Raw genomic sequence first — 22274 nt, 5'->3', positions numbered from 1 at the left:
CTCCCTCAGTTCAAATCGATACGGGTGCCGTTCAGCACCAGTCCTTTGCCGGTAATGGAAATGTTGCCTTCGCTGTCAATGGCGATGAAGCCGCCGGCGGTGGCAATCAGGATGTCGCCGCTCTGGGACTGGATGGCGATATTGTTTTTCACCTGCAGCGACTCGTTGTCGTCAACGGTGGTGTTGCGGTTTTTGGTGACGGCGACGGTCTGCTCACCCTGAATTTCGGTGACCTGATTTTCCTTCACCGACACCGTCTGGTTGTGCTGCACCACCACCGTCTGGTCGCCGCCCACGTTCTCGGTATGACTGGCGTTGACCGCCGTGCTGCGGTTGTTCAGCACCACGGTGTTCATGTCCTTCTGGGCGTGGATAAACACCTCTTCCTGCCCGGCCTGGTCTTCAAAACGCAGTTCGTTGAACCCGGCGCCCTTGTGGGTATTGGTGCGCAGCGAGGTGCGGGTCTTGTTCGCCGGCAGCGGATACGGCGACGGGTTGGTGGCGTGAAAGGTGCGACCGGTGACGATGGGCTGGTCCGGGTCGCCTTCCAGAAAGCTCACCACCACTTCATGACCGATGCGCGGAATGGCAATCAGCCCGTACTGGCCGCCGGCCCAGCCCTGGCTCACCCGCACCCAGCACGAACTCTGGTCGTCGCTGGCGCCGTAGCGGTCCCACGGGAACTGCAGCTTTATCCGGCCAAACTCGTCGCAGTAAATCTCTTCGCCTGCCGGGCCGACCACGGTGGCAATCTGCGGGCCGTCCACCATCGGCTTGTACGGCATGGCCGCCCGCCAGGTGGTGATGCCTTTTATCACCTCGAAACTGTTGCTGAGCGTGGTCGGTTCGCCGCCGCTCTCCTCTTCCAGCGCCTGCGGCTGCTGGCCGCTGTGGGTCACCGCCACCACCTGCCAGGCCAGGTTAAACGCCGGGTTCGGGTGTTCGGTGAGGGTAAAGGTGCTGCCCGGCATCAGTTCGGCGGCGTTGGATTCGCCGCTGCCGGTCATGGCCCCGGCACGCAGCGCGTCCAGCCGGTAGCCGGTAAACGCCTTGCCGCTCGGGTCCTGCTTGAAGCGGCCGGGATAATCAAAGTGCTGGTAGGATTCGCGCTGATGGTCCAGCTCGCTGCTCATCCTGTTGTGCAGCAGCCCGTAGGCCGGGGTTTTGAAGCTGTAATCCTTCAGCGCCACCTCGGCGGTACTGACCGCTTCGGCGTAGCGGAAACGGCGCACATAGGCGCCTTCGGTCAGCCCCTGCGTCGCCAGGTTGAAGAACAGCTCCGGGCCCTTGGTCAGCGCGCCGGCATCGTCGGCGAACACCACCCGGTGCTTGCCGGCGTCGAACTCGTGGAAGTAGAACAGCCCTTCTTCCGCCGCCAGCCGGTTGATGAACGCCAGGTCGCTTTCGCGGTACTGCACGCAGTACTCGCGCACCGCGTGCTCATGGCGCAGGGCGAAGGCGTAATCGGTGATGCCCGCTTCCTCCAGCAGGGCGCTGATAATCTCGTCCGGTTTTTGGGTCTGAAAAATACGGGCGTTGGTGCGCAGCCCCAGCCGCCACAGCGCCGGGCGCACCTCGGCCTGGTAGCGGGTGCGGCGAAAACCGGTGTCGCCCTGGGCAAAGCGGCTGACGATGCCGCTGACCCGACGCTGCAGCTCGCCTTCGTACCACACCAGCAGCTCGCACGGCTGGTCCAGCACCGCGCCGAAGTCGATGCCGGGCTGGCTGCTGGCCAGATTCAGCGACAGGGCGAACGGCTGGTTCAGCGCCTCGTCGAGTTCAAAATCCACCACCGCGAAGGTACTCTCCGGCAGCGCGCCGATTTTTACGGTGAACTGAAGTCCTGTACTGTTGGCCACCTGGCTTCCTCCTTACGTCCCCGACCTGCGTCCGCACTCAGCGATGGCTGCCGCCACGGCTCAGTACAGACTGAAAACAGCACAACCCGGACCGCAGTCCGGGTTAAGACGGCATTACGCTTCGATCGGCGCGCGCCAGTCATCAGAGCCGGACGTCCCGGCCACGGTGTGCTCCCAGTCCACCTTGCGGTAGGCCAGCGACACTTCGATAAGCTGGGTGTAATCCTGTTTGGACGGGTCCTGGCAGTGCGGCATCTGGTTGTTGATGTCGACAATGGTGGCGTCGGTCAGGGTGGTGGTGAAAAAATGCTCCTGCTTGCCTTCCACGGAAGTGCGGTACCACTTCAGGGTCACGGTCGGCAGCATTTCGCCGGAGGCCAGCGCGTTATACAGCAGCGGCACGGCCTTGTTCAGGGCGACGGTGAATTTGAACGGTTTGTGCACGCGCTGACCGGCAGGCTGGCCGGACTGCGGGTCGGTCGGGACGGTGACGATGTGTTTGAATTCCTGCACCAGCATCTCGTCTTCGTGGCCCTGCACGTAGATGTTGCCGACGGAGTCGGAGGTGAAGGCACCGGCGGTGATATTGCCCTGGGTTTTCCCTTCGATGCTGATATAGCATGGAGTTGGCATGGTCTTGCTCCTTGTTATTGAACGGTTAGGTGTGACTTCGCCCGTTTATGCAGCAATGACCATGCCAGTTTTTATTTCATTGTTTTTAAAGGTAAAAACAATATCTCCATTTTCCCTAAGTCAAATTTGAGCAAAAAATTGCGCAGACCTCCCGAAAAAACGGCATCCATTGCGCAAACAGGGATTTATGCTGGAAAGTGAGCAAGAAGTTGCGCAGATTTTGTGATTGTTCTGAAACCGCTTTCCTGCTGATAAATAAATCGACATAAAGCGTGATTAAAATCACATTTTGATTTTAGGGTGCTTCGACAAGCAAACCCCAAGCGCATCGCATGGTATACCGCTCGCTTATCCATCATACGGTCATCTCTGCCCGGTCAGCCCATTACCTCACACAACCGCGTTGTATACGGTCGATTTCCTCTACCTATTTGGTATAACATCAATAAAAAGTTGTCACACCGCTTCACCGATAAGCAGATGTGCCGTCACTGATGCAGAGGATGTAACGTGGCCTTCTCCGATCCTAACGATATTCCACAACCCCTACCCCGTAAGGCGCCCATCTCCGGCATGGCGCTGCTGGTCGCAAGCGCTTTTTTTATGGAATTCCTCGACGGGACGGTCATCGCCACCGCCTTACCGGAGATGGCGAAAGCGTTTGGCGTTCCGGCGATCGATCTCAACATCGGGATCAGCGCCTATCTGCTGACGCTGGCGGTTCTGATCCCGGCCAGCGGCTGGATTGCCGAGCGCTTCGGCGCCAGAAACGTCTTTAGCCTGGCGCTGCTGATTTTTAGCGTATCGTCGCTGTTCTGCGGACTGACGCAGACGGTCACGCAGTTCGTTTTGATGCGTATTGTGCAAGGCATCGGCGGCGCCATGATGGTGCCGGTAGGCCGACTGGCGGTTCTGCGCAATACGCCTAAAGATCAATTGATCAAAGCCATCGCCACCCTGACCTGGCCTGCGCTGGTGGCACCGATTCTGGGGCCGCCGCTGGGGGGCTTCATTACCACCTATGCCAGCTGGCACTGGATCTTCTTCCTCAACGTCCCATTGGGCATAATCGCGATCGCGCTGTCGTTCCGGCTGATGCCCAATCAAGCACCTGATAAGAAACAACCTTTTGATCTGATGGGTTTTCTCTCAATGGGCGCCGCCATGCTGTGTCTGGTCGCCGGTCTGGAAATGTTCAGCCAGCAGAATCTGGATTCAACCCACGCACTGATCCTGATGGCAGCGGGCCTGCTGGCGCTGTGGTGGGCGGTACGGCATCTGCGGCGGGCTGCCGCCCCGCTGATCCGGTTGACGTCACTGAATGTGCCGACCTTTCGCATCACCATGCGCGGCGGGTTTATCCTACGCGCCACCATCAGCTCCGCGCCGTTCATGCTGCCGCTGATGTTTCAGGTGGGATTCGGGCTGGACGCCTTTCACGCCGGGACGCTGGTGCTGGCCGTCTTTGCCGGCAATCTGGCGATGAAACCGGCCACCACGCCCCTGATGCGCCGTTTCGGCTTCAAAAAACTGCTGATGGTCAACGGCATACTGTGCGTATTGTCGTTGCTGCTTTGTGCCGCGCTGACCCCCACCACGCCGCAGATTCTCACATTATTGCTGCTGTTCTGGGGCGGACTCAGCCGTTCGATGCAATTTACCGGCATCAGTTCGCTGGCGTTCGCGGATGTTCCGGCACAGGAAATGAGTTCGGCCAACACACTGTTCAGCACCTCACTTCAGTTGGCGAACGGTCTGGGCGTTACGCTGGGCGCGCTCAGTATTCGCGCCGGCGGCTGGATTACCGATGCTATCGGCATACCGCCGGCGGCAGGCATCGACTTCCGGTTAGGGTTCGTGATCATCGCGCTGATCACCGCGCTGGCGCTGTGGGATATCGCCCGTCTGGTGCCCAACGCCGGCAGTAACGTATCCCGGAAAGCAAAATAGTCGTTAAAAACCAGAAGATAAAAAAAGCCTCCATTTGGAGGCTCTCTGTTTACGGGCAATATCCACGCGCTGATTTATTGCAGCCTGACTTACTGCAGCACGGAGATATCCGCGACTTTCAGGAACAGGTTGCGCAGTTCGTTGAGCAGCGTCAGGCGATTGATACGCACCTGCTGGTCCTCGGCGTTCACCATCACCTTATCGAAGAAGTTGTCCACCGGCTCGCGCAGCTGCGCCAGCTCGCCCAGCGCTTCCTGATAGCGGCCTTCGGCAAACCACGGCGCCAGCTTGCTGGTCAGCGCGGTGACATAGGTCGCCAGCTGGATTTCTTCGTTCTCTTTCAGCAACGCCGCCTGCACGCTGTCGTTCAGCGTTTCGGTGGATTTAGCCAGAATGTTGGACACGCGCTTGTTGGCGGCGGCCAGCGCTTCGGCTTGCTCCAGCGTGCGGAAATGGCTCACCGCTTTCACACGGGCGTCGAAATCCGCCGGGCGAGTCGGACGACGCGCCAGCACCGCCTGAATGGTGTCCACGCTGTGACCTTCTTCCTGATACCAGGCGCGGAAGCGACCCAGCATGAACTCGATCACATCGTCCACCACGTTGGCGTTCCCTGCATTGATAGCACTCAGCTTGTTACCGTACAGGCGCACCGCTTCTTCGGTCAGGGTTTGCAAGTCCAGCGGCAGACGTTTTTCCACGATGATGCGCAGCGCGCCCAGCGCGGCGCGGCGCAGCGCGAACGGGTCTTTGTCGCCTTTCGGATGCTGGCCGATGCCGAAGATCCCCGCCAGGGTATCCATCTTGTCGGCGATCGCCAACGCGCAGGCTACCGGCGAAGACGGCAGCTCGTCACCGGCAAAGCGCGGCTGATACTGTTCGTTCAGCGCCACCGCCACGTCTTCGGCTTCGCCGTCGTGACGGGCGTAGTGCATCCCCATCACGCCCTGAGTATCGGTGAATTCGAACACCATGTTGGTCATCAGGTCGCATTTGGACAGCAGGCCCGCGCGCTCGGCATGATTCACATCGGCGCCGATCTGGCCGGCTACCCAGCCCGCCAGCGCCGCGATGCGGTCGGTCTTGTCGCGCAGCGTGCCCAACTGCTGCTGGAACAGCACGGTTTCCAGACGCGGCAGATGATCTTCAAGGCGTTTTTTACGGTCGGTATTGAAGAAGAACTCGGCGTCGGCCAGACGCGGACGCACCACCTTCTCGTTACCGGCGATGATCTGCTGCGGGTCTTTGGACTCGATGTTGGCGACAAAGATGAAGTTCGGCAGCAGATTGCCGCTGTTGTCGTAAACCGGGAAGTATTTCTGGTCGCCTTTCATGGTGTACACCAGCGCTTCCGCCGGCACCGCCAGGAATTTCTCTTCGAACTTCGCGGTCAGCACCACCGGCCATTCCACCAGCGAGGTGACTTCTTCCAGCAGGCTGTCGCTCAGATCGGCGTTACCGCCGATGTTGCGGGCGGCCGCTTCGGCATCCGCTTTGATTTTGGCTTTACGCGCCTCGTAGTCGGCAAGCACCTTGCCGCGCTCCAGCAGAATCTGCGGATACTGGTCGGCGTTATCGATGGTGAATTCCGGCTCGCCCATAAAGCGATGGCCGCGGATGTTGCGGGCGGAGTCGATGCCCAGCACGGTGCCGGGGACCAATTCGTCGCCCAGCAGCAGGGTTACGGTGTGCACCGGACGCACAAACTGGGTTTCTTTGTCGCCCCAGTGCATCAATTTCGGGATCGGCAGCTTCGCCAGCGCGGTGCTGACCATGCCCGGCAGCAGCGTCTGCGCCGCTTCGCCTTTCACCTGAGCGCGGAACAGTAGCCATTCGCCCTTGTCGGTGGTCAGGCGTTCGGCCTGCTCGACGGTGATGCCGCAGCCGCGCGCCCAGCCTTCAGCCGCTTTGGTCGGTTTGCCTTCGGCGTCAAACGCCTGCGCGATGGCCGGCCCGCGTTTTTCCACTTCACGATCCGGCTGAGACGCGCTCAGACCGGCTACTTTCAGCGCCAGACGGCGCGGCGCTGCAAACCAGTTGACCGACTGATAACCCAGCCCGGCCGTATCCAGTTCAGCGGTAAAATTAGCGGCAAAAGATTCCGCCAGATTGCGCAAAGCCTTCGGCGGCAGCTCTTCCGTGCCGATTTCCACCAGAAACGTCTTGTCTGTCATCGCTGCCTCTCAGCTCTCTTTTCGATTGCACATCGGGAAGCCCAGCGCCTCGCGGGAGGCGTAGTAGGCTTCCGCCACCGCTTTGGTCAGGGTACGGATCCGCAGGATGTAGCGCTGACGTTCGGTCACGGAAATGGCTTTGCGCGCGTCCAGCAGGTTGAAGCTGTGGGCGGCTTTCAGAATGCGCTCGTAGGCAGGCAGCGGCAGCGGTTTTTCCAGCGCCAGCAGGTGCTGGGCTTCTTTTTCGTACTGCTCGAAGCAGGTAAACAGGAAATCCACGTCGGCGTATTCGAAGTTATAGGTGGACTGCTCCACTTCGTTCTGATGAAACACGTCGCCGTAGGTGGTTTTACCCAGCGGGCCGTTGCTCCACACCAGATCGTAGACGCTGTCTACGCTCTGAATGTACATCGCCAGACGTTCCAGACCGTAGGTGATCTCGCCGGTCACCGGCTTGCACTCCAGACCGCCCACCTGCTGGAAATAGGTGAACTGGGTCACTTCCATCCCGTTGAGCCACACTTCCCAGCCCAGACCCCAGGCGCCCAGCGTCGGGTTTTCCCAGTTATCTTCCACGAAACGAATGTCGTGAATGGTCGGGTCCATACCCAGCTCTTTCAGAGAGCCGAGGTACAGCTCCTGAATGTTGTCCGGCGACGGCTTAATGATCACCTGAAACTGGTAATAGTGTTGCAGACGGTTGGGGTTCTCACCGTAGCGGCCGTCGGTAGGACGGCGGGACGGCTGCACATAGGCGGCGGCGATCGGCTCCGGGCCGAGCGCGCGCAGGCAGGTCATAGGGTGAGAAGTGCCGGCGCCGACTTCCATGTCCAGCGGTTGGACGATGGTGCAGCCTTGACGCGCCCAGTAATCCTGTAACGTCAGGATCAGGCCCTGAAAGGTCTTGGTATCAAACTTTTGCATGTTGGATTCGCACGCGATACAAGTGGTTTTTACAATGAAGGCGCCAGTATACCCTCTGAGTGCAAGATATACAGCCAGAATGCGGCAACAACTTGGGCCGCATTGCTCTGTAGCCGGCTTTTCCTTCCGGTTCCCGCGGCAATCAGCCCGCGAACACGGTCTGCAGCATTTTCAGGCTCAGCAGCAGCAATAACCCGGCGAACGCCTTTTTCAACGTGGCGACCGGCAGCCGGTGCGCCAGACGCGCGCCCACCGGCGCGGTGAAGAAACTGACCGCGGAGATCAGCACCACCGCCGGCAACGAGACATAACCCACGCTGAACGCGGGCAAGCCGGTAGCCGACCAGCCGTTGATCACGTACCCCAGCGCGCCGGACAAGGCAATCGGCAGGCCAACCGCCGCCGATGTGCCGATAGCCTGCTGGATGCGCACGTTGCACCAGGTCAGAAACGGCACGGTGAGCGACCCGCCGCCGATAGCAACCAGCGCGGAAATACCGCCGATGGTCAGCCCGGCCAGCGACATACCCGGCACGCCCGGCAACTGCCGGTGAGGTTTCGGCTTGATGTTCAGCACCATCTGCAACGAGACATAAGCCATGAAGCAGGAAAAGAAAATCGCCAGCGCGCGGGTCGGCAACAGCGCCGCCAGCCAGGTGGCGGCGAAGGTCCCCACCAGAATCGCCGGCGTGATGCGCCACACCACCGGCCACAGCACCGCCTGATGTTGATGATGAGTACGCAGACTGGAGATGGCGGTAATCACAATCGCCGCCATCGACGTGCCCAGCGCCAGATGCACCAAATGCGACGTTTCCACACCCTGCGCGGCAAACAGCGCCGTCAGCACCGGCACCATGATGCCGCCCCCGCCAATGCCCAGTAATCCAGCCATAAAACCCACCACGGCGCCCAGCGCCAGATAGGCCAGCACCCACTCAATCCCCATTCTTGTCCCCTGTCGCTTATACTCTGTTATTTCCGGCGTCATGCCTCACACGGCCCCTGTCTGCGCAGGGTTGCATCGCACCGCGCTTAGGCTGATGATCGCCATGCCACGCGGGTGATGCGCTGAAACCGGCCATCATCAATACCAACAATGCCGGTGGATCTCAACCGGGGAGCAAGGAGAAGAGGATGACGCGCTGTGGTTGGGTCACGCAGGACACTTTGTACCTGGATTATCATGACAACGAGTGGGGGAAGCCCTGTACCGACGGGCGGGAACTGTTTGAACTGTTGTGTCTTGAAGGCCAGCAGGCCGGGCTGTCGTGGATAACCGTGCTCAAAAAACGGGAGCACTACCGCCGCTGCTTCCACGGATTTGATCCCCATCGCGTCGCCGCCATGACCGACGACGACGTGAACCGGCTGGTGCTGGACCCCGGCATCATCCGCCATCGCGGCAAAATTGAAGCCATCATCCGCAATGCTCGCGCCTGGCTGGCGATGCAGCAGCAAGGAGAAGACTTCGCCGCTTTTATCTGGTCCTTCGTCGACCACCAACCGGTTGTCAACCGACACGCCTCGCTGGCCGACGTGCCCGCGAAGACAACGGTGTCGGACGCGATGTCCAAGGCGCTGAAAAAACGCGGCTTTACCTTCATCGGCTCGACCATCTGCTACGCCTTTATGCAGGCCGCCGGACTGGTGAACGACCATACCACCGAATGCTTTTGTCATCCGGAGGCGTCGTGATCCGACCCTATCGGCCGCAGGATCTGGATCCGCTGGTGCGGTTATGGCTGGAAAGCACCACCCGGGCGCATCCGTTTATCTCGCCGCGCTATTGGCGGGAAAGCGAGGAGCTGGTGCGCGGGCACTATATTCCCCACTCGCAGACCTGGATTTATGAGGACGAACAGGGCATCGGCGGTTTTATCAGCGTGATGGATCAGCGTTTTATCGGCGCGCTGTTTGTCCATCACAACCTGTACGGCCAGGGGGCGGGCGCAGCGCTGATGCAGCATATCCAACACCGCTTTCCGATGCTCAGCCTGGAGGTGTATCAGCAAAACCACCGCGCCTGCGCCTTTTACCGCAAACAGGGGTTTATCACCGTGCAGGAAAATTACCAGCACGAAACCCGCTCACGCCTGTTGATCATGCACTGGCAGGATCAGGAACTGCTCGCCTCCGTCATGCCCTGAATCAGGTTTGTGCAGCTGAAGAACGTCCTGCTACGGTTGCATTACCGCCATGAAATGATACTTTATAACATACCAACTCATGCCGCTGGCGTGAGTGTGGCTGCCAATTATTTCATCTTTTTTGTAACACCGCTGATTTCAGCCAATACCAGGGTTTTTAGCGGGAGCGCGCCTTCGGGCACATCAGAAGGCGCGCCGCCCGACTACCGTCTGACTTGCAGTCTCCCGCCATGTCGACCATCATGCCTGAAGCAACCTGTTCAGAACCCGCAGTCTCTGGGCCGATTTATGCCTTACGGGTCGGGCGGCGCTTTCCCCAACAGAACAAATCGCTTCGCATCCGGTCGTTGCGCGTGAATGGAGCGCGGATGATAAGCACATATGACTGTTTACCATCGTATTTTATTGAATCTTCCAATCGTTTTTGGGCGATGGCACGGCAGAGACCGGGCATCAATATGCGAAGCTAGCAGAGAACCCTTTTTTAAAAGACCTCTTTTAAATACAACCGTCGTTTTAATCAGACAATCGCCTATCAGCCGGAGTGAACTGATGAAACCTGAAGTGATCCTCTACAGAAGTATCCCTGACGCCCTGCGCGCTCGCCTTGAGCAATACGCCACCGTGCATGAATTCAACGGGCTGCCGCCGGTCGATCACCCCGTACTGGAACGGGTGGAAGGCCTGATCGGCTCCAGCGCCACGGTTAGCCGGGAATTTCTCTCCCATTTACCGCGCCTGCGCGCCGTCTCAACCATCTCGGTCGGCTACGACAATATCGATCTCGCCACCCTGAACGACAAAGGGGCGCTGTTGATGCACACGCCGACCGCCCTGACGGAAACGGTGGCGGATGCGGTGCTGACGCTGATGCTGATGACCGCCCGCCGCGGGCTGGAAGTGGCAGAGCGGGTTAAGGCCGGAGAGTGGAAAGCCAGTGTCGATAAAGACTGGTTTGGCATTGACGTGCACCACAAAACCATCGGTATTCTGGGTATGGGTCGCATCGGTCTGGCGGTGGCGCAGCGCGCGCATCTGGGCTTCGGCATGCCGGTGCTGTACCACGCCCGCCGTCATCATCAGGAAGCGGAAACCCGCTTCAACACCGGTTACCGCGATCTGGACGGCTTGCTGGCAGAGTCGGATTTTCTGTGCATTACCCTGCCGCTGACACCGCAGACCCATCATCTGATCGGCCGCGAACAGTTGAAGAAAATGAAATCCAGCGCGATTGTGATCAATATCGGTCGCGGCCCGGTTATCGACGAACCGGCGTTAATTGACGCGCTGACTGACGGCACTATTTACGCTGCCGGTCTGGATGTGTTCGAGCAGGAACCGCTGCCGGTGGACTCGCCGCTGCTGAAGTTGCCCAACGTGGTCGCGCTGCCGCATATCGGCTCCGCTACCCATGAAACCCGCTACAATATGTCGGCCTGCGCGGTGGATAATCTGATCGCCGCGCTGAGCGGCAACGTCAAAGAGAACTGCGTCAATCCGGACGTGCTGAAGTAATTCAGCACGTTACCTCTGTTTTATATTCAATATTCCGCCCTCCTGATATCAGGAAGGCGGAATAACAGCATGAATCCTGACCTTAACCTACGGTAAGTGCGATTACTCCACCGCAATCGGTTTTTCGTTCAGCGTCGTGGTGCGATCACCCTGAATCGCTTTCACTTTCTGCTCGGTTTGTTGTACCGCGGCCGGGCTGCTCAACAGGCTGTAGGTCAGCTCAAACGTGGTGCTCTGGCCGGGTTGCAGCTTCTTCACCCTTCCCTGCTGGCGTTCGATGGTGACCGGGTAGGCGTAATTGGTGCCGGGTTCGATGCCGGTAACGTAGCCCTGTTTCAGGGTGTCGGTGTTTTTCCACAGCGTCAGCAGCGGCAACTGATGGGTATCAAAGGCGATGGACACCCCTTTGTCGCCGGCGCGATTCACCAGCGCGGCCAGCGTCTTGCCCTCTTTATCCGCGTACGGCGTCATGTTAAACACCATTTCGTCGAAGTCTTTAGTCGGCCCTTTATACGTCTGCCAGCTTTTCAGACCCGCTTTGGCGTAGTCGTTAAACGGCGAAATCTCCTTCACCGGCGCCAGGAAACGTGCGCCTTCTTCCAGAATCGGCGTACCGAAATTACTGTGGTAGATGATCTGGTAATCGCGGGCGTAATCCGACTTGTTGGTCAGCACATCGTGTACGGTAAAGGACTCGCTGCCCGGCACGTAACGCAGTTCGGTCCAGGTTTCGAGATTGGATTTCTTGAAGCTGTTTTCCTTCAGCAAACCGCGCACGGTGATGGTGTAAGGCGCCTTGTCGCTGACGTCCACAATCACTTTCGACGCCGGCGTATTACCGGCACGGCCGTGCAGGGTGTAAATCATGCCGTCGCTGGTGACCGGATGGCCGGTCCACTCATAGCCGCAGCGCACCATCATCTCATTGAAACCTTCCAGCCAGCCCAGCCCGTTGCGGCTTTCAAGCGTGATGGTATTCGGGTTCACCACCTCATCCACCGGCGAATCCCAGCCCAGCCGGATGTTTTTGCCGGTGACATGCAGCAAATCCATGCCGCGAGTCGGACTGAGGGTGATTTGCAGCCCGTTCGGGCTGGTGATGGTGAGAATTTTGCTGCCTTCCTGACGTCCGCCGTGCAGCACTTTCTGCTCGATGCTGAAGCGCTGATCCTTGATCTTCAGCGCGTCGCTGCTGATCTGCCAGTTTCCTTTCTCGATGCTGCTTTCAACGTCCGTCAGCACAAAGGTCTGAGCCGATGCCTGCCAGGAAACCAGCGCCAGAGCGATACTTATTGCCAGTACATTTTTCATCCCATTCGTCCTTCTAGCTGAATTGATTAAGCCTGCGGAGCTAAAAGACTACAAATCCGGCTGACGGGAGAATGTGACTGCTATCACCAGATAACCAACTGCTCTTTTTTCGCGATAGATTTGGATTACACATCACAATTTTAATAAGCATGATGAGTAATTTTGCAGAAAAAACGTGAGAGAAATCAGCCAAAAGCTGAAGCGCGTTCAGCTTTTGGCGTCATGCGGGTGGGTTGCGCTGAAGCAGACAGTAACCACAATAGTTAACTATTGCGCCATAACAAAAATAGACAGCATAAAGAGTGGAGAGGGATTTTCCGTTACGATTGCACCTGCCCGGCACGCGCGCTAAGGTGTCGGTTTACCTGTGTTTTACCCTTTATTGACAAACTATGAACTTTTCCCGTTTCGGCAACAAATTTACCCGCCATGCCGGCATTACCCAACTGATGGACGACCTGAACGACGGGCTGCGTACCCCCGGCGCCATCATGCTGGGCGGCGGCAATCCGGCTCATATCCCGGCGATGGACGATTATTTTCAGCAGTTGTGTCGCGACCTGCTGGATCAAGGAAAACTGACCGATGCCCTGTGCAACTACGACGGTCCGCAAGGCAAGGATGTGCTACTGCATTCGCTCTCCGGCCTGCTGCGCGAACAGCTGGGCTGGGAGATTGGACCACAGAATATTGCACTGACCAACGGCAGCCAGAGCGCGTTTTTCTACCTGTTCAACCTGTTTGCCGGCCGCACCGACGACGATCAGCGCCGCCGAGTGCTGTTCCCGCTGGCGCCGGAATACATCGGTTACGCCGATTCCGGGCTGGATGAAGACATGTTCGTCTCCGTTCGCCCCCAGATTGAGCTGTTGCCCGAAGGGCAATTCAAATACCACGTCGACTTCGAACAGCTGCGCATCACCGACGACATCGGCATGATTTGCGTCTCGCGGCCCACCAACCCCACCGGCAATGTGCTGACCGACGAAGAGTTGCAGCATCTGGATGCGCTGGCCCGCGAACATCAGATTCCGCTGGTGATCGACAACGCCTACGGCGTGCCGTTCCCCGGCATTATTTTCAGCGACGCCACGCCGCTGTGGAACCCGAACACGATCCTGTGCATGAGCCTGTCGAAACTCGGTCTGCCCGGCTCGCGCTGCGGCATCGTGATCGGTTCGGAGCAGGTGATCGAAGCACTCGGCAACATGAACGGCATCGTCAGCCTGGCGCCCGGCTCCATCGGCCCGGCGCTGGCTCACGAGATGATTCAGCGCGGCGACCTGCTGCGGCTATCCAACGACGTGGTGCGGCCGTTCTACCGTCAGCGGGTGGAACAGACTATCGCCATCATTCGTCGCTATCTGTCGCCGGAAGTGTGCCTGATCCACAAACCAGAAGGAGCGATTTTCCTGTGGCTGTGGTTCAAAGACCTGCCGATCACCACCGAAGTGCTGTACCAGCGGCTGAAACAACGCGGTGTGCTGATGGTGCCGGGCCACTACTTCTTCCCCGGTCTGGAGCAGGAATGGCCGCACGCCCACCAGTGCCTGCGCATGAACTATGTGCCGGAACCGGAAAAAATCGAGCAGGGCGTCGCCATTCTGGCCGAAGAGGTAGAGCGGGCGCGGAAAGAAGCCGGCATCTGATATCTGAACATTCCGTACACAAAAAAGCCGCCCGAAGGCGGCCTGTGCGGGCTGGAGAGCGATTATCAGTTGTAGATTTCCGCTACGCCGCGCAGCTGGTTATCGTTACCGGTGGCGGAGATGATGCGGAATGACTTGGCGCCGGCGGCATTGGCTTTTTCAGACAGGCTGGCCTGCAAGCCGTCCAGCGTACCAGCGGAGGCGCTCACGGTGCCAACAGACTGGCTGCCAGCGTGCTGTACTTCGGTCGCTGCAAAAGTGCCGAAAGAAAGGGTAGCCAGAGCGATAACTGCAACAACGTTTTTGATGGTTTTCATGGTCAATATCCTTCACTTTGAATTCGGTTAGTGTTCTTAACTGGAGGCGTTCTCGCCTTCGATGGAAGTGATAATAGACCTGTTGCCCGCACGTTAAAACCGGGTTTATTTGCAGATATCATTCAAATTTTATGAAATAAAAAAACCCGCCATTTCGGCGAATTCTCACCCACCTTCACTTACCCCAAAACCAGATATTTATTACCAGTATTGTACTTTGCGGTTTCACCATGCCTGTGGAAGTATCCCTTTCGTATGACAGCCTTTTTCCAGCCCTGACACCACCTGCACAGCGGCTGATATAACTCTGATAACTAAAAGGAAAAAACCATGTCTGGTTTCTTGAACGCTCGGCAGAAGCGGGGGATTAGTCTGCTTGTTTCATTAGCGCTACTGGGGAATGGCGCTCAGGCGCTGGCCGCCGACGCTTCGCCCAAAACCGGCGGTACGTTGATCTATCTGGAACAACAGCCGCACACCAATTTGTATCCGCCCGCAGGCGGTTTTTACCCCAACGGCGGCATCCTCAACCAAATTACCGACAAGCTGACCTACCAGAACCCGGAAACGCTGGACATCGAGCCCTGGATCGCCGAATCCTGGACTATCAACGCCGACAGCACCGAATACACGTTCAAACTGCGTCCCGGCGTCACCTTCTCTGACGGCACGCCGCTGGATGCCAACGCCGTCGCCAAGAATTTCGACACCTACGGGCTGGGCAACAAAGAACTGAACCAGCCGGTATCCGAGGTGATCAACAACTACCAGCGCAGCGAAGTGATCGACCCGCTGACGGTGAAGTTCTACTTCAAAAAGCCGTCGCCCGGCTTCCTGCAAGGTACCGCCGCCATCGGCTCCGGGCTGGTGTCGCTGAGCACGCTGGCGCGCAACTTCAACCAGTTGGGCGATGCTACCCGCATCATCGGCTCCGGTCCGTTTGTGGTCAGCAGCGAGAAACCGGGGCGTGAGCTGAAACTGGCGGCGCGCAAGGATTACCACTGGGCGCCGGTGAAATTCGCCCATCAGGGCCGCCCTTATCTGGACGGCATCACCTATCTGGTCACGCCGGAAGACAGCGTGCGCATCGGCGCGCTGGTGTCCGGTCAGGCGGATTTCATCCGCCAGATTCAGGCCTATGACGAAAAACGGGTACAGAGTGAAGGCATCCGGATCTACGCCGCCCCTACCCGCGGGGTGAATAACAGCGTCAACTTCCGTCCCGATAACCCGCTGGTGGCGGATATCCACGTGCGTCAGGCGCTCCGTTACGCCACCAACCCGAAAGAAATCATCCAGACGCTCTACTCCGATAACTACCCGCAGGCCACCTCGGTGCTGGCGAAAACCGCCGCCGGTTACGTCAACCTGTCCGATAAGCTGACGTTCGACCCGGCCGCCGCCGCCCGCCTGCTGGATGACGCAGGCTGGAAAGCGGGCGCACAGGGCATCCGCCAGAAAGACGGCCAGTCGCTGGTGCTGACCGCCTACGAGTCGCCGCCGCAGCCGCAAAACAAAGAGATGCTGCAACTGGTGGCGCAGCAGTGGGCCAAAGTGGGTGTGAAACTGAACGTGCTGGCGGGCGACGCGGGCACCAAAACCGTCGACAGTCTCGACCCGCTGAAAACCGGCGTGTCGCCGGGCATGGTGGGACGTGCCGACCCGGATGTGCTGAAAAGCCAGTATTACCCGACGCTGCGCAACGTACTGCTGCAAAAAGGCGGCGCCAGCGACAAGGTGAAAACCTTTGAAGATGCGCGACTCAACACGCTGCTGGACGGCATCGCTTCCGCTACCGATCGCGGTAAACGGCTGGCGCTGGTGGGCGAGGTGCAGAACTACCTGATCGATCGGGCGTATGTGATCCCGATATTTGAAGAACCGCAGGTGTTCGCCGGGCGCGCCGCCACCAAAGGAATCGGCTTCGAAGCCGTGGGCCGCCCCAGTTTCTACAACACCTGGCTGGACAAGTAACCAAACCGGCGACGGAGGGCAAAACGTGCGGATAACCTATCTGGCGACACGCCTCGGGCAGGCGCTGCTGGTGCTGTGGGCGGCATTTACCCTGTCGTTCATTCTGCTGCAGGCGCTGCCGGGCGACGCGGTGCTGATTAAATTCATGAGTCCGGAACTGGGGCTCAGCGCCGGCCAGATCGCCGAATTGCGGCTGGCCTACGGCGCCGATGTGCCGCTGCTGACGCAGTACGCCGCGTCGCTGTCGCGCCTGCTGCACGGCGATTTCGGGCTGTCGCTACAGGCTGGCTTGCCGGTCAGCGACTTGCTGGCGACTAACCTGCCGCCGACGTTGCTGCTGGCGGTGCTGGGGTTTGGCGTGGCGCTGCTGCTGGCGTTCGCGCTGGCGTTTCTCTCGGCGCTGACGTCGTTCGCCTGGCTGCGCCAGCTGTTTCAGTCGGTGCCGTCGCTGCTGATTTCCATTCCCACCTTCTGGCTCGGCATCGTGCTGATTCAGGTGTTTTCCTTCCGGCTGGGATGGATTTCGGTGATCAACCCCGGTGAGTGGGAAGGGCTGATTCTGCCGGTGCTGACGCTCTCGGTGCCGATTGCAGCTCCCATCGCCCAGGTGCTGATGCGCAGCATCGATCAGGTGCTGGCGCAGCCGTTCGTGGCGGTAGCGCGCGCCAAAGGCCTGAGCCGCCGCGGCGTGCTGTGGCGCCACGTGGCGCGCAACGCCATGCTGCCGGCGCTGACGCTGGCGGGCCTGTTGCTGGGCGAGCTGATCGCCGGCGCGCTGATTACCGAAACCGTGTTCGGTCGCAGCGGCCTGGGCCAGTTGACGCAGGAAGCGGTCAACACCCAGGACGCCAGCGTATTGCAGGCCATCGTGCTGGTTTCCGCCACGGCGTTCGTGGCGGTCAACCTGCTGGTCGACCTGCTCTACCCGTTGCTTGATCCGCGTCTGAAAACCGCCCCGGAGGTGTGATATGGCGAGTATTCAACTGGAAAAAATCGCTTTTCCGCTGCTGCGCAAGACGCCCCGCTTGCGCCGTTATGCCGCGCAACCCGGTCTGGTGATCGCCTGGCTGGTACTGCTGACGGTGGCGCTATGGGCGCTGTTCCCCGGCCTGTTTACCCACGCGTCGCCGATTGAAGGCGTGCCGGGCGCGCAACGGCTGGCGCCGGGCGGCGACTACCTGCTCGGCACCGACCAACTGGGGCGCGACCTCTACACCCGCATCGTCTACGGTTCGGCGCATTCGCTGTCCGGCGCGGTGATCGCCGTGTCGCTGGGTCTGGTGCTCGGCAGCCTGCTGGGGCTGCTGGCGGGCGCGGTCGGCGGCCGGCTGGATACGCTGGTAATGCGTACCGTCGATGTGCTGCTGGCGATCCCCGGCCTGTTGCTGGCGTTGAGCGTCATCATCCTGCTGGGGTTCGGCAACCTGAACGCCGCTATCGCGGTGGGCGTAACCTCGGTGGCGAACTTCACCCGACTGGTGCGCGCGGAAGTGCTGCGCGTACGCCGCAGCGATTACGTTGAAGCGGCGTTTGGCAGCGGCGGCACCTTTTTGGGCGTGCTGTGGCGCCACATCCTGCCCAACTCGCTCACCAGCGTGCTGGCGTTCGCCGCGTTGCAGTTCGGCAGCGCGATTCTGGCGCTCGCCACCCTGAGTTTCCTCGGCTACGGCGCGCCGCCGCCGACGCCGGAATGGGGGCTGTTGATCGCCGAGGGCCGCAACTATCTGGCCACCGCCTGGTGGCTGACTACCTTCCCCGGCCTGCTGGTGGTCGCCGTGGTGCTGGCGACCAACCGCATCAGCCAGTCGATCCGGAGGCCGACGCGATGAGCCTGACGCTGAGTTTGCAAAGCAGCACGACAACGCCGGTGCTGGAACTGGAAGACGTCGCCATCGCCTACCGCGGCGACGACGGCGAACGCACGGTGGTGGAGGGCGTGTCCTTCGTCATCCAGCCCGGCGAAGTAGTGGCGCTGGTAGGCGAATCCGGCTCCGGTAAAACCACCACCGCGCAGGCGGTGATCGGTCTGCTGGCGGATAACGGCCGTCTGGCGCGCGGCGCGATTCGCCTTAACGGCGCCGATATCAGCCGCTGGTCGCAACAACGGCTGGACAGCATTCGCGGCAGCGTGGTCAGCCTGGTGCCGCAGGACCCCGGCAGCTCGCTCAACCCGGTGAAAACCATCGGCGAGCAGGTGGATGAAATTCTGCGGCTGCACCAGAAAAGCGATCGCCATAGCCTGCGCCGACAAACGCTGGCATTGCTGACGCGCGTCGGGCTGACAGAGCCGGAACTGCGCGCCAGCCAGTACCCGCACGAGCTATCCGGCGGCATGAAACAACGGGTGCTGATTGCCATCGCCATCGCGCTGAAACCGGCGCTGATCATCGCCGACGAGCCCACCAGCGCGCTGGACGTCACGGTGCAAAAACGCATTCTCGATTTACTGGACGAACTGCGCCGGGAAAACGGCACCGCCATTCTGTTCGTCACCCACGATCTGGGGGTGGCCGCCGAACGCGCCGACCGGTTGCTGGTATTCCAGAAAGGCTACATCCAGGAACAGGGACCAACCCGGCAGGTGCTGAGCGCGCCGCAAAGCCAGTACGCCCGCACCCTACTGGCTAACATCCCGTCGCTGGCGCCGGCCCGTCGACCATCACGCGCCGCCGTTCACCCCGCCGCATCCGCTCAACCGATTTCCAGTCAACCCATACCCAGCCAACCCATTGTGCAGGTGGAGCAACTGGTGCAGGAGTTCCCGCTGGCGGGCAACCGGAAAGCGCCATTCCGGGCGGTGGACGGGGTGTCGTTCAGCGTAGCGCCCGGCACCACCCACGCCATTGTCGGCGAGTCCGGTTCCGGCAAAACCACCACCGCGCGCATGATTCTTGGCTTCCAGCGTCCGACCGCTGGCCGCATCCTGATCGACGGCACCGACATCACCCGGCTGCGCGGCGAAGCGCTGCGCCAGTTCCGCCAGACCATCCAGTTGGTTTATCAGAATCCGTTTAGCTCGCTCGACCCGTCGCAACGGCTGTTCGACATCGAGGAAGAGCCGCTGCGCAATTTTAATCGTTACTCCCGGCCAGAGCGGGCCAACCGGGTGCATGAGATGTTCGAGCGGGTGGCGCTGCCCGCTTCGCTGCTGCAACGCCGCCCGCTTGAATTGTCCGGCGGCCAGCGTCAGCGGGTCGCCATCGCCCGCGCGCTGGTGCTGGAGCCGAAAGTGCTGGTGCTGGACGAAGCCGTCTCGGCGCTGGATGTCACGGTGCAGGCGCAAATCCTGCGCTTGCTGGAAGAGCTACAGGCCTCGCTGGGGCTGACCTATCTGTTTATTTCCCACGATCTCGCCGTGGTACGACAGATAGCCGATACCGTTTCCGTGCTGTATCACGGCAAACAGGTGGAATCCGGGCCGGTAGAGCAGATTTTTGCCCAGCCGGCCGAGCGCTATACCCGGGAACTGATCGACGCGATCCCCGGCCAGCGCCATGTCTCTTAAGGGACACAGCCTAAACCAAGGATTTAATCATGACTCAAAAACGTCTGGGGTTTTTCACCCGGCTGCTGGATGACGCGCCCGCCGGGCAGCGCTACCGGCTGGCCGCCGAGCAAATCATCAAAGCCGAACAGCTGGGCTTCGACAGCGCCTGGGTGGCGCAGCATCACTTTCACGCCGACGAAGGCGGCCTGCCGTCGCCGCTGGTGTTTCTGGCGCAGGTCGCCGCGCAGACTCGCCGCATCCGCCTCGGCACCGGAGTAATCACGCTGCCGATGGAGCAGCCGCTGCGGGTGGCGGAAGACACCGCGGTGCTTGACCTGCTCAGCAACGGCCGGTTGGAAGTGGGCATCGGTTCCGGCGGCACGCCGTCATCGTTCGCCGCCTTCGGCCACAACAGCGAGCAGCGCGGCGAGATTCTGGGCCGCTATCTGGCGCAGGTGCGCGCCGCCTGGGCGGGGGAACCGCTGAGCGCCGACGGCAACCAGCTTTACCCGGCCGCGCCGCACCTTAACCGCCGCGTGTGGCAGGCGACGTTCTCGGTGGAAGGCGCCATCCGCGCCGGTCAGGCGGGCGACGGGCTGATGCTGTCCCGCACCCAACCGCGCCCGGACGGTTTCCCCGACGCCACGCTGGCCGACCTGCAAAATCCGATGATCGATGCCTATCTGGACGCGCTGCCATCCGGCATTACACCGCGCATCATGGGCTCGCGCAGCGTATTTGTGGCCGACGACCGGGCGCTGGCGCTGCAACTGGCGCAAACCGGGCTGCAACGCTCCGCCGCCCGGCTGGCCCAGTTGGGCCGCCCGGCCCGCGACGGTTCGGTGGAAGAGCTGATCGCCTCGTTCGACAGCCATGTCGGCACGCCGGAAGACGTCATCGCCTCGTTGCAGGCCGACAGTTCGCTGGCGCGGACCACCGATCTGGCGTTTCAGGTGCATTCCATCGACCCGCCGCACGCCCATATTCTGCGTTCGCTGGAACTGATCGCTACCCGGGTGGCGCCCGCGCTGGGCTGGTCGCCCGCTAAAGATAAACAAACCAGCCCGGTTGGGCAGGAGGTCGCATGACGCAATCTACATCCGACATTTTAGATACGCTGGCGGAGATCGCCCCGGATTCGCCGCTGGCGCAGGCCAGAGCGACGCGCGATGCCGCTACCCGGCACACGCAGGGCAGCTATGACGCGCTGTTCAGCCAGACGGCGGGCAATGCTCTGCCGCTGGCGCTGCGCTTTTTCATCGCCGAAAAGGTCAGCGGCTGGCATCAGAACACGCGGTTACAGCACTTTTACGCCCAACGGCTGGCGGATTTTCCGGCCCCGACGCCCGGTGCGGCGCTGGACCGGGCGCTGGAACATGCCGAGCGGCTGGCGTTCCAGCCCATCGCCGCGCAACCGCAATCATTGCAGGCGCTGCAACAGGCCGGCTGGAAGGTGGATGATATCGTCACCCTGTCGCAACTGGTGGCGTTTGTCAGTTTTCAAAGCCGGTTGCTGCACGGTTATCGGCTGCTGGCCGGTCATGCCGGAGAGTCGTCGCCCGCTGCGCCCGCGGCCGTCGCCGGGCGCTGGCACACCCAGCCGCTGACCCACAGCGGCAAAACCGCCCCGGATGCGTTTACGCAAGGTGAACTGGGCTGGGAGCCGTGGGTTACGGCCAAGCCGCTGGCGGAATTCACCGCCGACGAACAGGCGATTCTGGCGCGCTTCGGTCATACCGATTCCGACTACTTCCGCCTGTTGGGCCGCAACCTGCCGGTGCTGGAACAACGCACCCTCACCGACAAAGGCATCTTCTATACGTCCGGTGGCCTGCCGCGCAAAGACCGGGAGCTGGCGGCCGCGGTAGTCAGCAAGGTCAACGGCTGTATTTATTGCGCCTCGGTGCACGCCCGTAAAGCCAGCCAGCTGTCGAAACAGGACGACGCGGTACAGCGCCTGCTCGATGTGCCGCCGGGCGGCGATCTCGCCGCCGGACAGGACGCGCGCTGGCAGGCGATCATCACCTTTGCCGCCCGGCTGTCCACCACGCCGTCGCAGACCAACGCGCAGGATCTGGCGCGCCTGCGCGAACAGGGGCTGGACACGCTGGAGATTCTCGACCTGATTCAGTCCACCGCTTTCTTCGCCTGGGCCAACCGGCTGATGCTGACGCTGGGCGAGCCGTTCTGGCCGGGCAGATAGATATCCACATCGAAATGCAGGGTATTTTTCGGCCGCAGGAGAACGATCGTCAGGTGGTGGCACTGATCAGCGATGCCGACGGCGTAGACATTCAGGCGACAGCTCTCGCTTATCACGCTCACACCCAG

18 protein-coding genes are annotated in these 22274 nt (G+C 60.6%); 11 read left to right on the top strand and 7 right to left on the bottom strand.

From position 1 onward, the window contains the following. Positions 1 to 5: 5 nt before the first annotated feature. Positions 6 to 1859 (bottom strand): type VI secretion system Vgr family protein, encoded by a 1854-nt coding sequence (locus CVE23_RS00280; protein ID WP_100848639.1) that lies wholly within the window; start codon positions 1857 to 1859, stop codon positions 6 to 8. Positions 1860 to 1973: 114 nt separating this feature from the next. Continuing rightward, the gene (locus CVE23_RS00275) at positions 1974 to 2492 is read right to left on the bottom strand and encodes an Hcp family type VI secretion system effector (RefSeq protein ID WP_012768188.1); all 519 of its coding nucleotides are present in this window, start codon (positions 2490 to 2492) and stop codon (positions 1974 to 1976) included. A 573-nt stretch (positions 2493 to 3065) separates the two neighbouring features. Here CVE23_RS00275 and CVE23_RS00270 point away from each other — a divergent pair. Further along, a complete protein-coding gene (locus CVE23_RS00270; protein WP_100848638.1) occupies positions 3066 to 4442 on the top strand; it encodes an MFS transporter in 1377 nt (458 codons plus the stop codon). Positions 4443 to 4531: 89 nt separating this feature from the next. Here the strand turns inward: CVE23_RS00270 and glyS are convergent, their stop codons facing one another. The 3 genes from glyS to CVE23_RS00255 all read right to left on the bottom strand — a co-directional run bounded on the left by glyS (position 4532) and on the right by CVE23_RS00255 (position 8489). Further along, entirely contained in the window at positions 4532 to 6616 is a 2085-nt protein-coding gene (gene glyS / locus CVE23_RS00265; RefSeq protein WP_100848637.1) for a glycine--tRNA ligase subunit beta, read from the bottom strand. Positions 6617 to 6625: 9 nt separating this feature from the next. Next, complete coding sequence (gene glyQ / locus CVE23_RS00260) at positions 6626 to 7540, bottom strand: glycine--tRNA ligase subunit alpha (RefSeq protein ID WP_100848636.1); 915 nt, start codon at positions 7538 to 7540, stop codon at positions 6626 to 6628. 142 nt (positions 7541 to 7682) lie between these two features. After that, positions 7683 to 8489 (bottom strand): sulfite exporter TauE/SafE family protein, encoded by an 807-nt coding sequence (locus tag CVE23_RS00255; RefSeq protein WP_049855498.1) that lies wholly within the window; start codon positions 8487 to 8489, stop codon positions 7683 to 7685. A 188-nt stretch (positions 8490 to 8677) separates the two neighbouring features. Between CVE23_RS00255 and CVE23_RS00250 the strand changes: the two genes are divergently transcribed. The 3 genes from CVE23_RS00250 (at position 8678) to ghrB (ending at position 11205) form a co-directional block, all read left to right on the top strand. Beyond that, entirely contained in the window at positions 8678 to 9238 is a 561-nt protein-coding gene (locus CVE23_RS00250) for a DNA-3-methyladenine glycosylase I (protein WP_049855497.1), read from the top strand. Continuing rightward, positions 9235 to 9690, top strand: a complete 456-nt coding sequence (locus tag CVE23_RS00245; protein ID WP_049855496.1) for an N-acetyltransferase — start codon at positions 9235 to 9237, stop codon at positions 9688 to 9690. The genes CVE23_RS00250 and CVE23_RS00245 overlap by 4 nt, the downstream gene beginning before the upstream one ends. 552 nt (positions 9691 to 10242) lie before the next feature. After that, positions 10243 to 11205: a glyoxylate/hydroxypyruvate reductase GhrB gene (gene ghrB, locus CVE23_RS00240; protein ID WP_100848635.1), complete on the top strand. Its 963-nt coding sequence runs from the start codon at positions 10243 to 10245 to the stop codon at positions 11203 to 11205. Between the two features lie 102 nt (positions 11206 to 11307). Here ghrB and CVE23_RS00235 read toward each other — a convergent pair whose 3' ends face one another. Continuing rightward, the gene (locus CVE23_RS00235) at positions 11308 to 12516 is read right to left on the bottom strand and encodes an aldose 1-epimerase family protein (protein WP_100848634.1); all 1209 of its coding nucleotides are present in this window, start codon (positions 12514 to 12516) and stop codon (positions 11308 to 11310) included. 392 nt (positions 12517 to 12908) lie between these two features. Here CVE23_RS00235 and CVE23_RS00230 point away from each other — a divergent pair, with 392 nt between their 5' ends. Further along, complete coding sequence (locus CVE23_RS00230) at positions 12909 to 14165, top strand: valine--pyruvate transaminase (protein ID WP_038663807.1); 1257 nt, start codon at positions 12909 to 12911, stop codon at positions 14163 to 14165. Positions 14166 to 14230: 65 nt separating this feature from the next. On the opposite strand, the gene bhsA is transcribed toward CVE23_RS00230, so the two are convergent. Then, on the bottom strand, positions 14231 to 14482 hold the full coding sequence (bhsA, locus tag CVE23_RS00225) for a multiple stress resistance protein BhsA (protein ID WP_038920657.1): 252 nt from the start codon (positions 14480 to 14482) through the stop codon (positions 14231 to 14233). Between the two features lie 330 nt (positions 14483 to 14812). Between bhsA and CVE23_RS00220 the strand changes: the two genes are divergently transcribed. The 6 genes from CVE23_RS00220 to CVE23_RS00195 are packed head-to-tail and all read left to right on the top strand — an operon-like array spanning position 14813 to position 22146. Next, entirely contained in the window at positions 14813 to 16456 is a 1644-nt protein-coding gene (locus tag CVE23_RS00220) for a TIGR04028 family ABC transporter substrate-binding protein (protein ID WP_100848633.1), read from the top strand. Positions 16457 to 16481: 25 nt separating this feature from the next. Continuing rightward, on the top strand, positions 16482 to 17423 hold the full coding sequence (locus tag CVE23_RS00215) for an ABC transporter permease (RefSeq protein ID WP_038663815.1): 942 nt from the start codon (positions 16482 to 16484) through the stop codon (positions 17421 to 17423). Between the two features lies 1 nt (position 17424). Further along, complete coding sequence (locus tag CVE23_RS00210) at positions 17425 to 18285, top strand: ABC transporter permease (RefSeq protein WP_038920660.1); 861 nt, start codon at positions 17425 to 17427, stop codon at positions 18283 to 18285. Continuing rightward, complete coding sequence (locus tag CVE23_RS00205; protein WP_100848632.1) at positions 18282 to 19961, top strand: dipeptide ABC transporter ATP-binding protein; 1680 nt, start codon at positions 18282 to 18284, stop codon at positions 19959 to 19961. The genes CVE23_RS00210 and CVE23_RS00205 overlap by 4 nt, the downstream gene beginning before the upstream one ends. A gap of 29 nt (positions 19962 to 19990) precedes the next feature. After that, positions 19991 to 21031 carry a putative FMN-dependent luciferase-like monooxygenase gene (locus CVE23_RS00200; RefSeq protein WP_100848631.1) on the top strand — a complete coding sequence of 347 codons (1041 nt, stop codon included), beginning with the start codon at positions 19991 to 19993 and terminating at the stop codon, positions 21029 to 21031. Then, a complete protein-coding gene (locus tag CVE23_RS00195) occupies positions 21028 to 22146 on the top strand; it encodes an alkylhydroperoxidase domain protein (RefSeq protein WP_038920663.1) in 1119 nt (372 codons plus the stop codon). The genes CVE23_RS00200 and CVE23_RS00195 overlap by 4 nt, the downstream gene beginning before the upstream one ends. Positions 22147 to 22274: the final 128 nt, after the last annotated feature.

Origin of the sequence: Dickeya fangzhongdai (genome assembly GCF_002812485.1) — a bacterium.
Classification (GTDB): domain Bacteria; phylum Pseudomonadota; class Gammaproteobacteria; order Enterobacterales; family Enterobacteriaceae; genus Dickeya; species Dickeya fangzhongdai.
This window is presented reverse-complemented; position numbering and strand designations above follow the sequence as displayed.